Origin of the sequence: Enterocloster alcoholdehydrogenati (assembly GCF_013282095.1) — a bacterium.
Lineage (GTDB): Bacteria > Bacillota > Clostridia > Lachnospirales > Lachnospiraceae > Enterocloster > Enterocloster alcoholdehydrogenati.
In genome coordinates, this window is the sequence record NZ_BLTJ01000007.1 from 36,618 (window position 1) to 57,582 (window position 20,965).

General features: G+C 47.0%; 17 protein-coding genes and 1 pseudogene. 3 read left to right on the forward strand and 15 right to left on the reverse strand.

What is annotated here, in order from left to right; translation table 11 throughout:
- Positions 1-75 precede the first annotated feature (75 nt).
- The 13 genes and pseudogenes from HW447_RS09295 to HW447_RS09355 all read right to left on the reverse strand — a co-directional run bounded on the left by HW447_RS09295 (position 76) and on the right by HW447_RS09355 (position 12,619).
- Positions 76-1,425 carry an ATP-binding protein gene (locus HW447_RS09295; RefSeq protein ID WP_176255024.1) on the reverse strand — a complete coding sequence of 450 codons (1,350 nt, stop codon included), beginning with the start codon at positions 1,423-1,425 and terminating at the stop codon, positions 76-78.
- Complete coding sequence (locus tag HW447_RS09300) at positions 1,422-2,138, reverse strand: hypothetical protein (protein ID WP_176255025.1); 717 nt, start codon at positions 2,136-2,138, stop codon at positions 1,422-1,424. The genes HW447_RS09295 and HW447_RS09300 overlap by 4 nt, the downstream gene beginning before the upstream one ends.
- 17 nt (positions 2,139-2,155) lie before the next feature.
- Entirely contained in the window at positions 2,156-2,374 is a 219-nt protein-coding gene (locus HW447_RS09305) for a DUF951 domain-containing protein (RefSeq protein WP_176255026.1), read from the reverse strand.
- Positions 2,375-2,444: 70 nt separating this feature from the next.
- Positions 2,445-3,452 (reverse strand): aldo/keto reductase, encoded by a 1,008-nt coding sequence (locus HW447_RS09310; RefSeq protein WP_176255027.1) that lies wholly within the window; start codon positions 3,450-3,452, stop codon positions 2,445-2,447.
- A gap of 76 nt (positions 3,453-3,528) precedes the next feature.
- Positions 3,529-4,257 (reverse strand): NAD-dependent protein deacylase, encoded by a 729-nt coding sequence (locus HW447_RS09315; protein WP_176255028.1) that lies wholly within the window; start codon positions 4,255-4,257, stop codon positions 3,529-3,531.
- Between the two features lie 151 nt (positions 4,258-4,408).
- Entirely contained in the window at positions 4,409-6,058 is a 1,650-nt protein-coding gene (locus HW447_RS09320) for an SPOCS domain-containing protein (protein ID WP_176255029.1), read from the reverse strand.
- A gap of 123 nt (positions 6,059-6,181) precedes the next feature.
- Positions 6,182-6,625: pseudogene (locus tag HW447_RS09325) on the reverse strand (tRNA 2-thiocytidine biosynthesis protein TtcA); the annotation flags it as partial.
- On the reverse strand, positions 6,622-7,296 hold the full coding sequence (gene cysE, locus HW447_RS09330; RefSeq protein ID WP_176255030.1) for a serine O-acetyltransferase: 675 nt from the start codon (positions 7,294-7,296) through the stop codon (positions 6,622-6,624). The gene cysE and the pseudogene HW447_RS09325, both read right to left, overlap by 4 nt.
- Before the next feature lie 98 nt (positions 7,297-7,394).
- The gene (locus tag HW447_RS09335) at positions 7,395-7,814 is read right to left on the reverse strand and encodes a protease complex subunit PrcB family protein (RefSeq protein WP_176255031.1); all 420 of its coding nucleotides are present in this window, start codon (positions 7,812-7,814) and stop codon (positions 7,395-7,397) included.
- 66 nt (positions 7,815-7,880) lie between these two features.
- The gene (locus HW447_RS09340; RefSeq protein WP_176255188.1) at positions 7,881-8,906 is read right to left on the reverse strand and encodes a branched-chain amino acid aminotransferase; all 1,026 of its coding nucleotides are present in this window, start codon (positions 8,904-8,906) and stop codon (positions 7,881-7,883) included.
- 229 nt (positions 8,907-9,135) lie between these two features.
- Positions 9,136-10,764, reverse strand: a complete 1,629-nt coding sequence (locus HW447_RS09345; RefSeq protein WP_176255032.1) for a type 2 periplasmic-binding domain-containing protein — start codon at positions 10,762-10,764, stop codon at positions 9,136-9,138.
- Between the two features lie 27 nt (positions 10,765-10,791).
- Positions 10,792-11,697 (reverse strand): carbohydrate ABC transporter permease, encoded by a 906-nt coding sequence (locus HW447_RS09350; protein ID WP_176255033.1) that lies wholly within the window; start codon positions 11,695-11,697, stop codon positions 10,792-10,794.
- Positions 11,698-11,710: 13 nt separating this feature from the next.
- Positions 11,711-12,619: an ABC transporter permease gene (locus HW447_RS09355; RefSeq protein WP_243176261.1), complete on the reverse strand. Its 909-nt coding sequence runs from the start codon at positions 12,617-12,619 to the stop codon at positions 11,711-11,713.
- Positions 12,620-12,902: 283 nt separating this feature from the next.
- Between HW447_RS09355 and HW447_RS09360 the strand changes: the two genes are divergently transcribed.
- Complete coding sequence (locus HW447_RS09360) at positions 12,903-15,116, forward strand: helix-turn-helix domain-containing protein (protein ID WP_176255035.1); 2,214 nt, start codon at positions 12,903-12,905, stop codon at positions 15,114-15,116.
- A 127-nt stretch (positions 15,117-15,243) separates the two neighbouring features.
- Positions 15,244-17,301 carry a heparinase II/III family protein gene (locus HW447_RS09365; protein ID WP_176255036.1) on the forward strand — a complete coding sequence of 686 codons (2,058 nt, stop codon included), beginning with the start codon at positions 15,244-15,246 and terminating at the stop codon, positions 17,299-17,301.
- Between the two features lie 225 nt (positions 17,302-17,526).
- Here HW447_RS09365 and HW447_RS09370 read toward each other — a convergent pair whose 3' ends face one another.
- Positions 17,527-17,874: a winged helix-turn-helix transcriptional regulator gene (locus HW447_RS09370; RefSeq protein WP_176255037.1), complete on the reverse strand. Its 348-nt coding sequence runs from the start codon at positions 17,872-17,874 to the stop codon at positions 17,527-17,529.
- A 121-nt stretch (positions 17,875-17,995) separates the two neighbouring features.
- On the opposite strand from HW447_RS09370, the gene HW447_RS09375 reads away from it, so the two are divergent.
- Positions 17,996-19,009 (forward strand): NADH:flavin oxidoreductase, encoded by a 1,014-nt coding sequence (locus HW447_RS09375; RefSeq protein WP_176255038.1) that lies wholly within the window; start codon positions 17,996-17,998, stop codon positions 19,007-19,009.
- Between the two features lie 168 nt (positions 19,010-19,177).
- On the opposite strand, the gene HW447_RS09380 is transcribed toward HW447_RS09375, so the two are convergent.
- Positions 19,178-20,962, reverse strand: a complete 1,785-nt coding sequence (locus HW447_RS09380; protein ID WP_176255039.1) for a hypothetical protein — start codon at positions 20,960-20,962, stop codon at positions 19,178-19,180.
- Positions 20,963-20,965: the final 3 nt, after the last annotated feature.

Below are 20,965 nucleotides of genomic sequence, written 5' to 3' on the forward strand. Positions count from 1 at the left end.
TGCTGTTTTTCGGGCGTTTTCCTTGTTTTTGGCAGTAATTCAGGATGGAACGTATTCTTGGATGCCTTTCGTTATTCAAGAAGCATCGGCGGTTCCCCTCTGCACAGACGAAACCGCTGCCTCTGCCATCCTGTGCAGATCCGCAGGCTTTACCAGATGACCGTTCATACCTGCACCCAGGGCCGCCTTCACGTCCTCCGCAAAGGCGTTTGCCGTCATGGCTATAACCGGCACACGGCCTGCATCTGTGCGTTCCAGTCTGCGGATCTGCCTTACCGCCTCATATCCATTCATCTTTGGCATCTGTATGTCCATAAAGATAAGGTCATAATATCCCTGAGCTGAGGCTTCAAACATCTGTACCGCTTCACGTCCGTTTGCCGCCCGTTTTACCTCCGCCCCAAGATGTTCCAGCAGCTCTTTGGCGATTTCTGCATTCAGATCATTATCCTCTGCCAGAAGAATACGGATCCCCGTCAGATCCAGCAGTTCTTTTCCTCCCTCTCCGTTAGAATTTCCATCTCCCATCCCGGTATCATCCTGTTTTGCCGCCTTAAGGTGAAGGCTGACTGTAATACAGGTTCCCTGCCCCGGCTCTGAATGCACCTGAATCTCTCCGTCCATCATGTAAACCAGGCTCCGTGTAATACTCATCCCCAGCCCTGTGCCTGTGACCTTGCAAAAACGGCTGTCCTCAGCCCGTGTAAAGGGTTCGAACATCACCTCTCTAAACTCACGGCTCATTCCAATGCCGTTATCCTCTGCACAGATTTCATATGCTCCGTAGTTTGCGCTGTTTGAGGCAGTCTCCCGTACAGAAAGGGTAATCGTTCCGCCATCCGGCGTGTATTTAATGGAATTTGACAGAAGGTTTACCAAAATCTGTTCAAATCTGGACCGGTCTCCCAGAACCCAGACATGGTTGACCTCGAAACAGGAAACAAAAAAGCAGTGGCCGTGTTCCTTTGCCAGAGGAGCAAGCAGTGAATGTACGCTGTCCACAGCCTCCCGCAAAGAGAACCGAGCCTCACACAGCCGGGCCGCTCCCGCCTCCAGCTTATTCATGTCCAGCACCTCATTGACCAGGTCAAGGAGATGTCTGGCGGCGCCGTCAATGCTGTCCAGACACTGTGCCAGCCGCTCCGGCTCATTCAACCGGGTGCGCGCAATGGAAGTCATCCCCATAACCGCATTCAGCGGCGTCCTCATATCATGGCTCATAGTTGACATAAAATCCAACTTGGCACGATTGGCAGATTCCGCATACCGGTACGCCTCCTGAAGAGCCAGCTGATTTCTCAGACGCTCGGATTTCGCCTGGTCAATATCCATCTGGAATACAACCGCCTGCACAGGAATGCCATCCACTCTCTTTACACACCGGATCGCAGATCTTCTCCAGGGATTTCCCGGTTCCGTCGTCATATATTCCAGTTCAGCCCGTTCTTCCGCGGCAAGCAGCCGCGCATCCTGTCCAGTGATGTAAACTGACGGCTTAATTCCAAAAACTCCGGCGCTATCAGTTTCTCTGCCACCTTATCCACCAGTTCCTTATAATCGCCTTCCATTGGCAGAGGAAATGAATGCTCCCTTCCACAATGGAGCACGCAGTAACGCTCTTTCACCAGATCCAGTTCAAAAATGCCCAGATAATCGTTTTTCATAGCCTGGATCACATAGTCCAGACGCTGATACCGCCTCAGTTCCTTTTCATCCTGGTACTGACCGGTGATGTCCCGGTAAATCCCCACTGCAGTGCCGCTGGGCTTCCCCTCAGCGTCCATAATCATCTCAAATTTCAGTTTCTGAACGGAAAGCGTTCCATCCACCGTTATCAGCTTTACAATTCCTTCGGCCTGCAGCCCGCCGTTTAATATCTCCTCATGAATCCTGATGTACTCATCCACAGTATCCTCCGATACAATGCCTCTTCCCACCATCCCATAGGGTACATCCGGCTGCACCTCTGCCACACCGAAGGTTCTGGCCGTCTGCTCATCCACAAAAATAGTCTGCCGTTTCAGATCATATGTAAACACCAGGCTGCGCGACTCCTCCGCCGCCATCTGAAAGGCCCTCATAGCCACATACAGCTTTTGATTTGTCTGATATAATTCCTCTCGTAATTTCTGTTCCACGATCATTCCCTGTCTTTTTATTCGTCCGCTGGTTTTCGGGAAATATTTTTCTTTGTAAGCCCTCTGGTATTTTTCTCCACCAGTTTACGGGCCACCATGATCTGATGGCCGCAGCCGACGCATTTTAAGCGGAAATCCGCTCCCACTCTCAAGATCTCCCATTCGCTGCTGCCGCATGGATGGGGTTTTTTCAGTTTTACAACATCTCCTACCTCATAGTCCAGTTTTTCTGCCATAGCTCATCCTCCCATATTCTGTGATATCAGCCTGCACGGAACTCCGTCTGATCCGGCAAAGCAGATGTTCCTATCCCTGCTGCTCCATGGACGCCAGGATACTGTCAATGGCAGCCAGCTCTTCTTCTGCAAATACGGGTCCGTCCAGAGCCCTTATATTGTCCTCCAGCTGTGCCGTGCTGCTGGCTCCAATGAGGACGCTTGTAACCTCTTTTCTGCGCAGCACCCAGGAAAGGGCCAGCTGGGCCAGGCTCTGTCCGCGTTCTTTTGCCAGGTCATTTAAAGCCCTGATCTTTTCCAGATTACCGGGAGTCAGATATCGGCCTCCTACCGTAGTGTTGGCGCGGGAAGCTCTGGAACCTTCAGGAATGCCGTTTAAATACCGGCCGGTAAGAGCGCCCTGTGCCAGAGGACTGTAGCAGATACAGCCTGTGCCTTCGCGGTCCAGTACCTGCAGCAGGCCATTTTCGCACCAGCGCTCAAACATATTGTAGCGGGGCTGGTTTAAAAGGCACGGGGTTCCATTTTCCTTTAAAATGCCAATGGCCCGCTCTGCCTCGTCCGCCTGATAATTGGAAATACCCACATAAAGGGCTTTCCCCTGACGCACCATATCAGAAAGAGCGCCCATGGTTTCTTCAAGAGGCGTATCAGGATCCGGGCGATGGTGATAGAAAATGTCTACATAATCAAGCCCCATACGCTTTAAGCTGGCGTCCAGGCTGGACATCAGGTATTTGCGGGATCCCCAGTTTCCATAGGGGCCGGGCCAAAAGTCATAGCCTGCCTTGGTGGAGATAAAAAGCTGCTCTCTGTAGGGTTTTAGATCTGATGCCAGAACCTTGCCGAAGTTTTCCTCCGCCTTTCCTCTGGCAGGAGCGCCATAGTTATTTGCCAGATCAAAATGAGTGATTCCCAGATCAAAGGCACGAAGGAGAATCTGTCTCTGCTCCTCTAACGGCTTTTCCAGGCCAAAATTCTGCCACAGGCCCAAAGACACCTCAGGAAGAAGAACCCCGCTTCTTCCGGCCCTTCTGTATTTCATATGGTCATATCTGTTTTCTGCTGCTTCATACATAGATCTCTTTCCTCCTGATTTTTAATTCGCTTAGTTTTTTCGGCAGACGTGTCCTCCCATTCGCCGTCATCTTCACTCACTTTATGCCGGCGACAGCTCCCAGCACTGCTCCGATGCTGTCTCTGATTACCAGGTCTGCCTGAGAATCTCTGGAAGTGACGGAACGATTGATTAAAACCAGCTTCTTTCCTCTGTAATAATCGATGAGCCCCGCTGCGGGATAGACCACCAGGGACGTGCCTCCTACTATGAGCATATCCGCATTGGCAATATGCTCCATGGAGCGTCGGATGACGGTGTCATCCAGGCCCTCCTCATACAGTACCACATCCGGCTTTATGATACCGCCGCAGCTGCATTTAGGCACGCTGTCGCTTTCTGTTATGCGGTCAAGGCCATAGAACTGGCCGCAGCGGGTACAGTAGTTTCTATGGATGGAGCCATGCAGCTCCAGCACCTCTTTGCTGCCGGCCAGCTGGTGAAGGCCGTCAATATTCTGGGTAATCACAGCCTTCAGCTTCCCTCTGCGTTCGAGGGCTGCAAGGGCCAGGTGGGCGGGATTCGCAGCAGCGCCCTGAAAAATCATGCGCTCCCTGTAAAACCGGTAAAATTCCTCTGTTCTGCGCATAAAAAAGCTGTGGCTGATAATAGTTTCCGGCGGGTACTTATACGTCTGATTATACAGCCCGTCCACGCTGCGAAAATCCGGTATCCCACTCTCAGTAGATACGCCTGCACCACCGAAAAACACAATATAGCGGCTGGCATCGATCCATTCCTTTAGCTGCTGCCATGTTTCATCCATTGAGTCTCTCCTTTCAGAAACTGCCGTTTTCCAGTTGCTTTTGAGTAAGTATACCACATTCCAACGCAAAAAAAAACTGTCCATGTCTCCATGAACAGTTCTCTGACCGGAAGCTGCTATCCTGCAGTCCCCTGGATTTCCCTCTCTGCGGCTATCCCCGTGCTACCTCCTTTACCAGAAGAAGCCTCTGCCCCGGTTTTACCTGATCATCAGCCAGTTCATTAGCGGAAATAATATTGCCGATCGTAGTATGGAATTTCTTGGCTATGCTCCACAGGCTGTCGCCGGACTGGACGATATAGCCTGCAATACCAGGAAGTTCCTGAAGCTTATTAAAATCCACCGGGCCTGAGGCAATGCCGGTGATTACCTGCTCCTTAACAGGCTGCAGCACCAGAAAGTCAAGAGCAGCTACAGCCTTGATCTCCACCATGTCTCCCCCCATCATCACGGCGCTCAGCTGTTCTAAGCCCGCATCCAGCTGATAAATGCTGTCCTCATTGATCCCTCTGGCCTCTGCGGAGCATTTAAAGGGAATCTGCTCCATAGCCGCCTGAACGGGGGCTTCATCGTCACTGGTAAGGTAGAGAAGCGTCACTTCCAGAACGCCTTCTATTTTTAGACAGTTCTCCCCCGGCTCCACCTCATCCAGCTTGATAACTCCCTCATTGTGGCAGATCTGAAGGATTCGCTCCGCCTGCGGCAGCTTTACCTTTTCCGCAATCCGGGAGCGGCATACATTTCTGGTCAGGATCCGGTCAAAAACGGCCTCCCTGCGTTCCGGTGTCAGTTCCAGGCTGTTGGAATATACATCGCTTAAAAGTTCCGTATCCGTTTCCTCGTACAGGCGTATATCCAGCTCCAGCACTCCATCAATCTCCAGTTCCCGCATCTCCCCGTCGTAATCCGGCTTTGCCTCAATCTCTCTGTGGGCCAGGCGCACGGTAATCATTGGAATAAGATCCTCTTTTGCCCCCTCAGCCTCCATATCCCCGGAAAACGGGATAATTTCTTCTACCCACTGGACGGGCATATTTTCATCTTCTGCCTCATAAATCACAAAGACGGTCAGCTCTCCGTCCAAATGAAGCCGGCCATCCAGAGGTTTTACGGACACATCCCGCAGCTTCAGCTCCCTCCAGAGCAGACGGCCAATCCCCGGCTTTCCCCCTGTAAGGCCTACTTCCTCCCGGATCCGGTAGGTATCCTTTCCCCGGACAGCCATGGAGGCGGCGGTGATCCTGCGCTTTAGCGTCTCAACAGGAACAGGATCTGAGCCGGTTCCCGGAGTTCTTAGCAGTCCCGACGTTTCCCCCTCTGCAAAAGCCAGGGGATGTTCAGGGGACACCCCCGTATCTCCCTCCGCTTTTACATCTGCCGCCGCCTCCGTTTCCCTTACGGCCTCGATGCGCACCTGCAGGGTAACAATCGCCTGGACTCCCAGCTTGCGGGAATGGATCATATCAGTATTCAGATCCTCTAACACCCAGGTCAGGCTCACTGCGTCCTTATCCTCTAACTGAGGCACATTGATCAGTTCCTCAAAAGGGATATTCCCTCCCAGTGTCTGAAGCCCACCGCCTTCCCTGCGGTAAAGCACCTGGAACTCCAGATGTCCCTTCACATTTACCTTATCTCCCTGATTCTTCACCTGCTCAACCTGAACCTCCCCTGTATGAAGCATCACCTGCTCCATGTCGTCCATGGTATCCGGCACGATGAAATCATCATCCAGAGTGATCTGTGTAGACGCTGTCCCCCTCCACTGATTCATATGTATCTGTTTCTTTATAAGTTCCATAAAAAATACCTGCCATCCCTCATAGTCTCTTGATAAAGAATCTATGCGGACAGCAGGTATTTTATGATATCCCCCATTACGCCGGCCCTATTCCTGGGACTCCTCCCTGTCATATGTCTCTAAAAAATGGTGGCGCAGCGCGATCTTGTTGCATCCCAGTTCCTTTGCGTGGGAGTAGAGATATCCCCGGCGCATCCTGGCGCAGAGATAGCATGGGGACTGGGTCACATCCACCACAATATTAAAAATATCTGAATCAAAAATACGGACCGGGATATTCATGAGCGCCGCATTTTCCTCAATAAGACGCCGGTTTTCCGCCTGATACCCCGGATCCATAATGATAAATTCCAGTTCAAATTTCGTATCGCTCTGGCGTTTCAGCTGCTGCAGGCATTTTGCCAGAAGCATAGAGTCCTTCCCCCCGGAAATGCACACAGCTACCCGATCGCCGTCCTCGATCATCCGGTATTCCTGAATGCCCTTTACAAAAGGTTTCCAGATGGTTTTTCTATAGTCTTTTATGATGCTCCGCTCAATGTTGATGCGTGGTGCTTCCTGTTTCATTCTGATATGCTTTCCCTTGCCTCTTTTTCTTTTGCAAGCCGCTCTGCCATCTCTTTAAGCTCCTTAAGTTCCCTGGTCATCTGCTCCATCTGACGCTTCATTTCCTCATATTCTTCCAGCGTCATGGCCTCCCGCTTTTTAGGCAGGCTGACTCCGTCCTTTTTCACCGGCCGGGCAGGGATCCCTACTGCGGTCACATTATCCTCAAGGGGCTTTAAAAGCACTGCGTTGGCCGCGATAGAGCAGTTATCTCCCACCTCAAAGGCGCCTAAGATCTTGGCTCCCGCGCCTACCATCACATTATTTCCCAGAGTGGGGTGGCGCTTCCCCTTCTTTGTGCCAACGCCGCCCAGGGTCACTCCCTGATAGATGGTGCAGTTATCTCCCACCACAGCGGTCTCTCCGATCACCACTCCGCTTCCGTGATCGATGAGGATTCCGTGTCCCATCCGGGCTCCCGGATGAATCTCGATCAGCGTAAAAAACCGGGCGATCTGTGAAATGAGCCTGGCAATAAAAAACATTTTATGGCAGTAAAACCAGTGGGCAAACCGATGCCAGATCAACGCGTGGATGCCCTGATACAGAAAAAGCACCTCAAATGCGCTGCGGGCTGCCGGATCCCGTTCCTGTACTGCCTTTATATCCAGCCAAATATCTTTTAAGATCATATCCGCCTCCAACCTTTCTAAATCATACGACGCTCCTGAAACGCACATATACTTTGGTGTAGTATAGCATATGATCCCGGCGAAAAAAAGGTTTTTTTCTACTGAAATACTACCGGCTCCTCTAACAGCTCCGTCCGCAGTACGATATAAGGAAATGACTGCTCCGTCCCCGGATCCTCCCCTTTTTCAGGCCCCATAAGTTCCGTTTGCAGGATAATGGAATTTTCTGTCAGGTACAGTTCTTTCACGCTGATACTGTATCCTCCTGTAGGCTGTGCCCCGTAGCCGACAGCTATGTAAAGATTCTGACTGTCTGTGTAGGTCAGCTTAAAGGGCTGAGAAACCTTTTGAGCAATAAGCTTTGACAGTTCTTGAGGCAGTTCTCCCTGCGCAGCCACCTGAAATTCCAGATCCCGCACCTTATCTTTATCTTCCCTGGAAACAGAGCAGCCGGAAAGACCCGCTGCAAATGAAGCTGCAAGCGCCGCCGCCAAAAGCATTTTCACAAATTTCCTCATAGTAAAAAAACCTCCCGGAATATACCATCTGTGATCAGTATATTCCGGAAGGCCTGTCTGTGATCCCTACAGGATCTTTCTGATCCATCCCTCAGGAGCCTCAATACGCCCCATCTGGATGCCCGTCAGGGTGTCATACAGTTTCTTTGTAACGGGGCCCATCTCCTCCATGCCGCTTGAAAAGCAGATCTCTTTTCCGTGGTCAAAGACCTTTCCTACCGGTGAGATCACGGCTGCCGTGCCGCAGAGGCCGCACTCGGCAAATTCCTGTAACTCCTCCAGCTTTACCGGTCTTTGAGTTACCTTTAATCCCAGGTAATGTTCTGCCACATACATCAGAGACCGTCTTGTGATCGACGGCAGAATGGAATCTGATTTGGGAGTTACTACCTCTCCGTCCTTTGTAATAAAGATGAAGTTTGCTCCTCCAGTCTCTTCCACATAGGTTCTGGTAGCGGGATCCAGGAACATATTTTCATCGAATCCGCTGGCGTGGGCCGTCTCATGGGCATGAAGGCTCATGGCATAGTTTAAGCCTGCCTTTACATGACCCGTACCATGGGGAGCCGCCCGGTCAAAGTCGCTGACACAAAGGGTGATCGGCTTCGCGCCGCCTTTAAAGTAAGGGCCAACCGGCGTTACAAACATCCTGAACTGATATTCGTCTGAGGGTTTTACGCCAATCACCGGGCCAGAGGCGAACATATAGGGCCGAATATAAAGGGTAGCTCCGCTGCCGTAGGGAGGCACCCAGGCTGCGTTTGCCTTTACCACCTGATCCAGCGCCTTAAGAAAACGCTCCCTGGGAAATACGGGCATCTCCAGGCGGCTGGCAGAGTCCATCATCCTCTCTGCATTTAAGTCCGGGCGGAAGGTAACGATGCTGCCGTCCTCTGTGGTATATGCCTTTAAGCCTTCAAAGCACTCCTGACAATACTGCAGGATACCCGCGCACTCATTGAGCACTACAGTAGAATCAGAAGTCAGTCTCCCTTCTCCCCATGCTCCATCCTTATAATCTGCTACATATCGCATATCTGTTGGCATATAGCTGAAACCGATATTGCCCCAGTCCAGATTTTTCTTTTCCATTGGCATTTCCTCCATTCCTGTCTGCGGGAAATATCCCGTTTTTCCATAACCGGCATTTATACATTCCAGCAGTTCTGCTGATTTTGTTTTATATACCATATCAGCCATTCTGCTTCTTTAAATTTACAGCCATTATAGACGCATTACATGAGAAAATCAACGAAAAAGTTTCATTCCGGATATATCATTACGATATGGAAGGTATAACCAGGCCTGTCTTTCTCTGAGGCTATTCCGCTTTTACATAACGGTCATAGGCTTTCTGGTAAAGCTCAATATAACGTCCTACATTCATCTTCTCAAGCTGCTTCTGGAAACCGTCCCAGTCGTCCACACCGCCTTCTACAATCCACTGAGCATACATTTTCATCACATATGCATCAATATCGGTCTGTAAAACTCCAATCTCTTCAATTTCTTCTTCTGTGAAAAATACATTGGGATACATATTCTCTAAAGGTACATTATACGGAGCATAAAATTCATCCAGTTCTTTTCTCTCCTGAAGGTTTTCGTTTAATTCCAGCTTGTCAATCATGGTCTGTGTGATCGCAAATACACCGCTGTTGCCAGGGCTGTAATCGTGAATCATGGTATCCAGAAGCATACCCTCCTGAGGCTTCATCTGACGGTATCCGCCATCCTCTGTCTTTTCCAGAGCTCTTCCCAGCAGACCCTGTCCAATCTCCAATGATGTCTCAGGCTCATAGGACTGGTCGATCCAGCGCATAAGAATCTCAGGTTTTTCTGCCTGCTTTGTAATTGCAAACGCACCTCTGGACATAACATCGGCATCCACAGTCCGCCATACCTGCTCTCCGCTGCTGCTCTTCAATGGTGCCATTGGAATATAATCATCCTTATTGTTTCCTGCAGTAGAGTTTCTGCTCCATCCCATAAATACACCAACGGTTTTTTCCGGATTCTGAACCTTGGACGCATATACATTTGCATCGTGAGTAAATACCTCTTTGTCGATCAGGCCTTTCTTATACAGAGAACCGAACCAGTTCATGGCATCTCTGTATCCATCAGTTGTAGGTGTATAGACTACTTTACCGTTATTCACTACGAAATGATAAATATCATCTAACTGGCCAAAGGTACCGAACATGGACTGAATTCCCTGCTGACGGTTATATGGATCGGCAGAATTATAACGGAATGTAAATGGGATCTCATCGGAAGTGTCTCCGTTTCCATTCATGTCATTATTCTTAAATGCCTGCAGAACCGCTTCAAATTCTTCCGGTGTTTCAGGCACTTCCAGCCCCAGCTTGTCCAGCCATGTCTTATTGATAAACAGCTTATCATAGGTAGACGGATTTAATTCATTGATTGCTGGAAGAGCATAAATATTTCCATCCGGAGCAGTGATCTGCTTACGGTACTCCGGATTTGAATCCAGAACTGCTTTTAAGTTTGGAGCATATGTATCAATCAAATCATTTAACGGAATTAAAATTCCCTGGGAACCATACTTGATAATATCCACATCCGTTAATATGTTCTGTCCATAAAAAGCGTCCGGCAGCTCAGAACCGGCAAACAGCAGGCTCTTCTTTTCGCTCCATGCCTCAGAAGCTGCCATATTCCAGTCGATAATAACATTGGTCTCTTCTTCTAATGTTTTAAAGTATTCCAGCTCCTTGAAATTCTTGTTTCGCACTGAAATGCCTGCAATGTCATAGTGAACCGGCTGAGCCGTGATCGGAAGACCTTCTTTATTGAATGTCACTTCCGTTTCAGTTGTTTTATCTGTCTCTGTTTCCTTAGACTCAGCCTGAGGAACACAGCCTGCCAGATTGACAGCCACTACCGCAGCAGCGAGTGCTGCCCATACCATTTTTTTCTTCATTGCTCGTTTACTCCTTTTCTTTCATTTTTATCCCTTTACAGAACCAACCATAATGCCTTTTTCAAAATGCTTCTGAAGGAATGGATAAATAGCCAGTACCGGTAATGTGGATACAATGATGACTCCATATTTCAGCAATTCAGCCGCTTTCTGCTGTTCCATCATACTGTCCACATCTCCCAGACCGGACGCCTGATTCTGTAAAAGAATGCTTCGTAAGGTCATCTGCAGAGGATGCAGCCCTTCATCCTGAAGATAGATCAAACCATTCATAAACTCATTCCAGTGTGCTACACCATAGTATAAAACCAGCACTACAATAATTGTTTTTGACAGAGGCAGCACCATCTTGGTAAAAAAGGCAATATGACTGCATCCGTCAATGGAAGCCGCTTCATAAAGTTCTTCCGGAATATTGGTAGCAATGTAATTCATGGCAATTATCAGGTTGAATACATTCATAGCCGGAAGCAGCACCATAACCCACGGAGTATTATAAAGGTGAAGATCATTCATCCATAGATAGGTAGGAATCATTCCCCCCTGAAAATACATGGTAAACATCGCAAGGAACAGCAATGGTTTTCTTGCAAAGAAATTTTTCCGGCTTAATGGATACGCCATCATCATTGTAAGGAAAATATTAATGGTTGTACCCACAACCGTATAAAAAATTGTATTGCTGTAGGATCGCCATATTTTGGTATTTTCAAAAATTTTCTGATATCCCAGAGTATTAAAACCTACCGGCCAGAAGGAGATCTGGCCGTTGTTAATAGCTACGGGATCTGAGAATGACGCTATAATAATAAAATACATGGGATATAAAATGATTAAAGCAAACAGTCCCAGCAAACCATAATTCAAAATATCAAACAGCTTATCCGACAGCGACTGTGAACGAAAGCCTCTGTGCAGTCTTTTCTTTTTCACGTTTCTCCCCTCCTTACCACAAGCTGTTGCTTGTAATCTTTTTGGCCAGTTTATTAAAGCTTACCAGCAAAATAATGTTAATAATGTTATTAAACAGGTTAATCGCCGCAGAATAACTGTACTGTGCATCAATCATACCCACCTTGTAAATATAGGTAGAAATGATTTCACTGGATGCCAGATTCTGTGCGTTCTGCATCAGATATGCTTTCTGAAAGCCCAGATTCATTACCTTTCCTACTTCAAGAATCAGCATCATTACCACAGTTGGCATGATTCCAGGAAGATCAATATGCCAGATTCTCTGCCATTTGTTCGCTCCGTCTACCTGCGCCGCTTCATACAGATCCTGACTGACCCCAGCCAGCGCTGCTATATAAATGATCGCGCTCCATCCTGCATTCTGCCAGATTCCCGACAGTACAAAGGTTCCTTTAAAATATTTCGGATCCCCCAGAAAGAAAATGGGTTCTCCTCCGAATAGCTGGATGATCTGATTCACAACGCCGTTTCTGGGCGATAAGAAAATATAGAGCATACCTGTTAATACAACAATTGAAATAAAATGCGGGCAGTATGCCACAGATTGTACAAATTTTCTGTAACGTGCATTCTTTACCTGATTCAGCATGATCGCAAGAATAATCGGAATCGGAAAACCAATTAAAATCTGCATAAAGCTGAGTCCCAATGTGTTTTTGATCAGCGGCCAGAATTGAGATGAGGAAAAGAACCGTTTAAAATGTTCCAGTCCGCACCATTCGCTTCCCCATATTCCGTCTACCGCCCGGAAATCCTTAAAAGCAATCTGCACACCATACATTGGCACATAATGAAAAATAATGAAATACGCTACCGGCAGAGCGCACAGCAACAGGAGCTGCCAGTCTCTTTTTATGTATCGCCTCAGCTGCTTCCCCATAAACATATTACCTCCTTTTTGTCGTTTCGTTTTGTCGTGTCCACTATAATTTGATTCTGCCTGAATTGCAACGGACATTTTTTCTCTCCCATTTGCAGGACTTTTTTTATATCTCATCCGCCTTATGCGCATTTTTTTCCACTTGACCAATTTTATCATCGCATTTTTCCGTCTTTTCTCCGTTTTCTTCATATTTATACAGCATAATGGCTTATTCTTGCTTTTGCTATCTGTATACGCTATAATAAAAGCTGCACAAAAGTAATGGGGAGGATAAAATAAAATGGAGAATACAAGACATCGAAAGCTGCTGCCAAAGAATTTTTCAAAACTGTATTCCCGTCTCCTTTTTTCCTATACAGTCGTTCTCTTAATACCGCTCGTTGTACTTATCTACTTCTATTCCTCACGGTTTATGAAGCGGTTCTATACAGAAATATATAATACGGTAGATTCTGAGCTGATCCAGTTTGGAACACAGATGGATAATGAATGGAACAGTATGCAGAGCATTACAGACCATCTTACCATGACCGGTGTCACCTCACAGGCAGCAAACGCAGCAGGTCCTTTGGAACTTAAGCCTGTCATTACTGCATTATCCAACTATCGATCTGCCAATCCATTCCTGACGGATATTGTGTTGGTTATGAAAGACCAGCCCTACGTTACCACCTGCTTTACTACAGCGGAAAGGGAGTATTATTTCAATCAGCTGGTCACTCCTGCCAACACAGGAACCTCCAAAAATGTACTGACGGATCTGATTGATTCTACCCGGCCATGCTGTCTTCCCAGTCAGCCGCTTACCAACCGCTCGCTTAATACCACAACAGAAAATACTCTCATTTTTTCATTTCCTGTTTTTTCGGATTACCAGAAGCTGGTTGGAACGGTTATGTTTTTCGTTTCAGAACACTCGGTACAGAACTTTAAAAGTCCTCGCCTGATCAGTTACCAGTCGCAGCTTTATATTATGGATCAGACAAATTCTGTCATCATGTCCCTTGGGCCTTCTCCTGAGGCGATCCATGAAAATAAGGGGCAGTACATCGTCCGCAGTTGGCATTCACCGGAAAATAACTGGTCTTATTTAGCCTACCTGCCCAACAGGCAGGATACCTTTGCACAGGTTTCCTCCATTACATGGGAGTTTATCTTTTCTATTATTATTGCACTTTTGCTGGCCTGCCTTGTGATCTATACCCTATCCAGGCTCAACTATGCTCCCATCCGGAATCTGCTGAAGAAATCCAGGCAGCTTCTCCCCTCCTCATCGTATGGCCCGGATGAGTTAGACTCTATTTCCTATGCCCTGGATTACCTGGCTGATCAGAACAATGAGCTCTCCTCCAAACTTTCCGGAAGCCTGAATGCGGTGAGAAATGAACGTCTGTTCCGTCTCCTCAGCGGAAGATACGATTCCCGGCAGGATTTTAATCTTGACTGTTCCGAGCTGGATCTGTATCTTCCCAAGGGAAGCTACTGCGCTGCCATTATGCTGCTCCATCATACCGATCCGAATATTGACCGGATAGCAAAAGATATACAGAAACATTCCTCCATTCCTTATATTTACTACTGCATCCATTCACTGCACCCGGAACAGATCATCTTCCTTGTGACTCTGACAGACAGCCAGCAGTCCCCAAACCTCTGTTTTGAGGATCTGCGAATGTTTCTTGCTAAAAAGTACCAGATTGCATCCACTATTGGAATCGGCACAGCCACCGAACAGACTGACTGCATCATGCAGTCTTATATGGAAGCAGCCAGCGCGCTGGACTACCGTTTTGTAAAGGGAAACGGGACTGTAATCCAGTTTCAGGAAATTACTGACTTTAGCCAGAGCAGTGCCGTATACCCCCTTGAGGAATTTACAGTTCTGAAAAATGCACTTTTTACCCAAAACAGGCCGGCTATCCATACCTCCATCCAGAATATCATTCTGTTTATGGAGCAGAACCCTCTGCCCCTTTATCTTGCCCGCAGCATTTGCTTTGACCTGGTGCGTCTGGTGAAAAAGCAATATAATACGGAAGCATTTAATACCTCCGTATTAGAACTGTCCAACATGGAAACGGCCCAGGAAATCACGGATATGCTGAAGTCCTGGAGCCAGAAGCTTCAGGAACTCCCTTCGGAAAAGAAACGCAGTTCGATTGCGGAAATTCTTGCATATCTGGATCAATATGTATTAAGTCCTGACTTTTCTGTTTATGAGGCTTCGGAACATTTCCATATGACGCTTCCTGCATTCAGCAAATATTTTAAAGAGTCTACCGGTAAAAATGTAATGGATTACACTATCCAGTCGCGCATTCAAAAGGCCAGAGAACTGCTGACCCATACGAACCTCCCTCTGAAGGATATCTCAGAGCAGGTAGGCTATTACAACGTCTCCAGCTTTACCCGCCGCTTTAAGCTCAACCAGGGCTGTACTCCCGGCGAATACAGGAAATCTGCGGCCCGCAGCCAAAACAGCTCCCTGTCCTGATATGCCGATTTTTCCAGTATGCAGCTTTTGGAAAAAAAAGCTGCTTCCATATTAAAAACAGATAATTGCTATTTTACCTCCCTGCTGTTAAGGTACTTATATAACTTAAACGAGGGAGGTATTCTTTGTGCTTCATGCAGACTATACACTAAAAGACATTTTAAAAGACGGGATTACCATATCTGATGTGTTAGCTCAGTTAAAGCTGCGGGAAAAGGACTTTCAAAAGGAGGTTTCTTTCATTCAGCAGGGAGAACGCATCCGCAGTCTTTTTCCTGATATCTATTCCAGCCGGATGGACCGCGCGCAGCATAACCTGGACGGTTATGCTATTCTTCCCGGTTCATCTTCCTGGCATTTTATTGGCAATCCTGTCAAATGGTATGAAAATATCTACGACTATGCAGAATATTCCTATCAGTTAAACCGTATGGATCACTGGAGAACCATGGCGGAAGCATACTCATTTACCGGCGACATCCAATATGCTCAGAAAATTGTGGATGAATTTTATCACTGGGTTGAAGAATGCCCCTGCCAGCCTCTCTATAATCAGCAGGGCGAACTTGCCCTTATGGACTTTGACGGTTATGAATGCAATCAGGGCATCTGGCGTTCTCTGGAAGTGGGTATCCGTATGTACCGCACCTGGCCCTATATCATTCATCATCTGCTTGACAGCGGACTGATTGATGAGAAATTCCTGGAAACCTATCTGTTAAGCATTTACCAGCATGGCCGTGTTCTGTATCTGATCACGCCAAAACTTTGGCCCAATGCAGACCACAACCACTATCTCATGGAAAACAATGGCCTGCTCTATCTGTCCTGTATGTTCCCTGAGCTAAAGGATTCGGATACCTGGAAAGCCCACGCCATTCATGAAATGGAGCGCAGTATTATGGCCCAGGTAACGGATGAGGGCGGACAGATTGAAGGCTGTGCTTCTTATCACAACGGCTGCACCTACTGGTTTGCCCTTCCGCTCCTTCTGTCCAAGAAATATGGTTTTTCCATGTCCTGTGCTTATCAGGAACGCGTTAAGAAAATGGTGGAATACTCCACCCATGCTACACGTCCCTGCGGCGGCAACAGCGCCTGGGGAGACAGCCATACAAAAAGCGGCACCTTCTCCGTAGGGGCATTCTGCTACTATCTTGCCACTGGTGACGGAACTTACATTGCCAATGCTCTCTGTTACTACTCCATCGGAGATTTTCTGAATGTGATCGCGCCTTATATCTGGGAAGTTCCTGATCTGGAGGATCTGAACCGCTGGATCCAGACTGCGCAGCAGCATCACAGATATCCTGAGCTGCCTACGGTTTCCTGGCAGAAAAAGCTGAAGCAGACATTTCTTCGGACCGACTGGAGCAATGATGCCCTTTATGTCATGTTCGCATGCCGTACTCCCATTCAAAATGAGCATGAGCATATTGATCCCGCCGGCTTTGAGTTTACCGCCTATGGACGGACGCTTCTGGGAGATCCGTCTATCTATACCTATAAAAATGATGAAAACCGGAAAAAGGCAAAATCGGCCCACTGGCATAATTGTCTGACACTTAACCACCGTAATCCCTGGGAATATATCTCTTCCTGGGAATCAGGAAAACAGGATATCGGCGATATCATGTGCGTGAAACAAAACAGCCAGTTCATGTACGCCACCGCATTCCATATGAACTACCGGCCGACCAGACATCAGAGAACGGTTGCTGTCGTTGACTCCCGTTTTCTTGCAGTTATGGACTATCTGGAAGATATTGAGCCGGACACCAGCGTCCAGATCAATTTCCACATGGATGCGTCGAGAGCTGTTGCTGATTCTGAGCAGTCATTTGCCCAGTCCCTGTCCGATGATGCAAATGTTGCGGTGTTCTCAGACAAGCGTCTGAAACCCCATCTGGTTCCTGCCAAAATTTCTGTCATCGATTACACCTGGCATGATACCATGATTGCCCGGTTTGAAACAGACCATCTCTCCGATACAGACACCGCGTTTCTCTCCGTAGCAGTTCCTCTTCGTCCCGGCTGCACGGCTCCGTCTGTAACAGATATAAACAGCCATATCGTCCGTCCGGGAGAAGTCCATTTCTCCGTCCGGATTGATAATACCTATTATACACTGAAACTTTCAGACGGCAGTCTTACCGTAGAACGCACAGCTGCATCCCAGGCATAACTTAAAAAGCTGCTCCCTGCAACGGGCAGAACCCATATGGAAGGAATTTAATAACCACAGGGCGGCACAGTCGAAAGGCTATGCCGTTCTGCTTTTTCTTTGCCAACTCACTCCTTAATACGGGAAAATTTCCAAAATACCAAAGATACACAAAAGAAAAAACGCCGCAATCTGCGACGTTCCAATACGAGTTAATGTATGTTTCCTATCCCTTTTATCCGCAAGTTATATATTCCAATCCTCTGGAATATGCTCTGTTCCCCAATGACAGACTGCAGAAAGTACAGGCATTAAAGTTTTTCCTGTTTCTGATAAACTGTATTCTACTTTAGGTGGTACTTGCGGATACTCTCTGCGTCGGATAAGTCCATCATTTTCTAATTCCTTTAGTTGGTTGCTTAGCATTTTATGTGTTACTTTACCCAATGCACGCTTTAGCTCGCTGTACCGAAGAACTTCTTTCTTCCATAACCAAAATAAAATATGCATTTTCCATTTACCATCTATTAAGGAAATAGCGTAAGCAAACGGACGTACATTCACTTCCTTACAAAATTCGTATTTATCATTCATCCCATAACTCTCCTTTTGGATAGTATCTATCAAAAAAGTGCGTTCTTACATAATCAATTATATCATGCTAAAGTAAAAACAACAAGAAACTAAAACGTCCATCCGACAGGAGGAGCAACAAATGAATATTCTGAATACGCCCATTATGGTTGGAAATATTAAACTCAATAATAGAATTGTCATGCCGCCAATGGCTACTGCCAAAGCAGGAAATGACGGAAAGGTAAGTCAAGCTTTATGCAATTACTATGATGAAAAATCACATGGCAGTTATATTGGACTAATTATAACAGAGCATAGTTTTATCAGCCCTGAGGGAAAAGCAGGCAACGGGCAATTAGCCATTGCTGACGACAGCGATATTGATGGTCTGGAAAAAATCGTAAATGTGATTCATAAAAACGATACAAAGGCTATGGCGCAAATCAGTCATGCAGGCGGTGCAGCGAAAACGAGCATTACAGGGCAAACTACATTAAGCGCAAGTGCAAATCCCCTGCCAAGAGCAGGAAAAGAAAATACAGACATTCCGAAAGAAATGAATCTCTTAGATATTCAAAAAGTAGTTGATGATTTTGCCAAAGCTGCAATCAGAGCAAAAAAAGCCGGATATGACGGGGTTGAAATCCATTCAGCACATGGATATTTATTAAATCAATTCTACTCTCCACTAACAAACAAAAGAACTGATGAGTACAGCGGAAGTACGCTAATGGGGCGTATTAAACTCCACTTGGATGTTATTCAGACTGTTCGTGAAGCCGTTGGGAAGGATTATCCCATTGCGTTACGGCTTGGTGCATGTGATTACATTCCAGGAGGCAGCACACTTCAAGATAGTATTGCTGCGGCAAAAGAATTTGAAAAAGCCGGAATTGATTTGCTTGATATATCGGGTGGTTTCTGTGGATATATCAATCCATACAGTAAGGAACAGGGATATTTCAGCGAGATTACGGAAGAACTCAAAAAACATATTAGCATTCCTATTATTTTAACAGGAGGAATTGTAGATGCAGCAACTGCTGAAAAACTGTTATTGGAAAACAAGACAGACTTAGTTGGTGTCGGCAGAGCGATATTAAAAAATTCAGACTGGGCAAAAAACGCACATTTTTACATCAATAAAAATTAACAGTATGAAGCGGCATACAAAAATAAACCGTTGTTTTAGTGCGTTGACATAAAACAGATTAAGTTTAAGGGGCTGTCAGAAAATAGATAGCCCCTTTTTGCAAACCGTTTCTGCTGTTTCCTTATTGATATTCGCCAAATGATAAGCAGCCTTTTTTCACATCTGATTTCATAGATTCAGATCTATGGCTACCTCATTCTCTCTCTGTGGTATAATACATATCTTCAATGCCTGAAATCCGGGGATCAGGTTAAATATCCGCTCTGTTCCATACGGCAGATCCATCCTTCCATCTGCAGTAATCCGAACAGAGGACTCCGGCTTTATTATCTCTATCCGGTTTAAATCTTCTTCCCGGATCACCGTTTCGCCGCTTGAACTGATAACAGGACAGATCATTATGCCCTCCTCAAACCCGGCACGGATCCTTATTCTCTGCTTATCAAACTCATACTCGATCCAATAGGGCAGTTTCCGGTCCGGACACAGGCAGTGAGCCATATCCTTCATACAGCCCCATACCCTGATGGTCCGGCCCGATACCTGCACCTTTGCGCTGTCTTCATATATGCTGCTGTAGCGCTCCCCATTAACTGTGGTTTCGATCCGAAACGCCAGGCATTCGTGTATACAGCCCACGGGAAGCTGCATATTATCAGGTTCCTTTAAAGAATAGTCTGCCATCCCCGCACACAGGACAGGACCGGATCGTCTGTGGCTTAACATAGACAGGGTTCCACCGCTGACATGGCCGCCCGGCATATATTCCCAGTCGCAGGCTGTAACAGAAGCGTTAAACAGCGGGGCAGTTACCTTCCATGTTCTGACTTCCGAATAGCTTCGGATAACCACCTCCTGTTCTTCCCTCTCCTGCCTGAATGTTCTGTCCTCTGTCTTTATCCATCCCTCTGTTTCCTGGTCTGCAATTCCGGCCAGCACCTTTGCATGGGTGAACGTATGATGGACGCATATTGGCTGTCCGGCGTTTCCATAATGAGGACCTCCCATCAGAAGCCCATCCTTTGTGCAGCGTTTCAGTAATTCCAGATTTTTTCGGGCCGCTTCTGTGCAGTCGGCCGCTTTCTCAGTATTTTCTTCCAAAGCGGCCGCCATCAGATACCCCAGCGCACATCCATCTGAAGTGCGGCTTCCCCAGTAACTCCACTTATAGTTTCTTGTTCCAAAGCTGTTGTCCCATCCGCCGTCATTGAGCATGAAATCCATATGAGCCTCCAGCCCCTTTTTCGCCAGGAACGCAGTATCCTTTTCCCTGCTTATCAGTGCATATCTCAAAAGAGCCGGAAGTGTTTCTTCTACATTGTAGCCGATATCTACTGCCGAACATCCCATTTTGCTTTTCCTGCCCCGGGGAACACCTTCTCCCTCCAACAGATCGTTTTCGGTTGCTGCGCATTTTACAGCAGCCGAAAGATCCCGCCCCTTTTCTTTGTACCGTTCTTCAGCCAGGATATCTCCGCATAAAAACATGGCAAGAGCATTTGAGACGGGATAATTGATATTATTGTCTGAAAGTTCATCAAACGAATACAAAAACTCAGCCGCCTTTTTCAGCCGTTCTCTCCACAGCCTTTTTGTATCGTCATCCAGAAGAGACTCATGGTATTTCAGACAGTCAGCAAGCTGAATGGCATAAAATACCGTAATTCCCTTCCAGTCGGAATCGATATCATTCTGTATGGATCCGTCTTCCTTAGAAACCGTATGCTCTGTCCAGAGAAAAACAGCCTTCGCCGCCTCAACCCATTTCCTTTCTCTGGTCTTTTCTGCCATTACTAAGAAAGGATACATGGCATCTGCGCATCTTCCGTGGATCCTTCCGCAGGCCGGACACAGAATCCCTCCGTCCAAACGTTTCTCTCCCGTATTTCTGATTTGAAGCCTTAAAAGGCTTTCGCTCCATTCTTCAAGCAAATTATTGCATAGTTCTTTCATAAC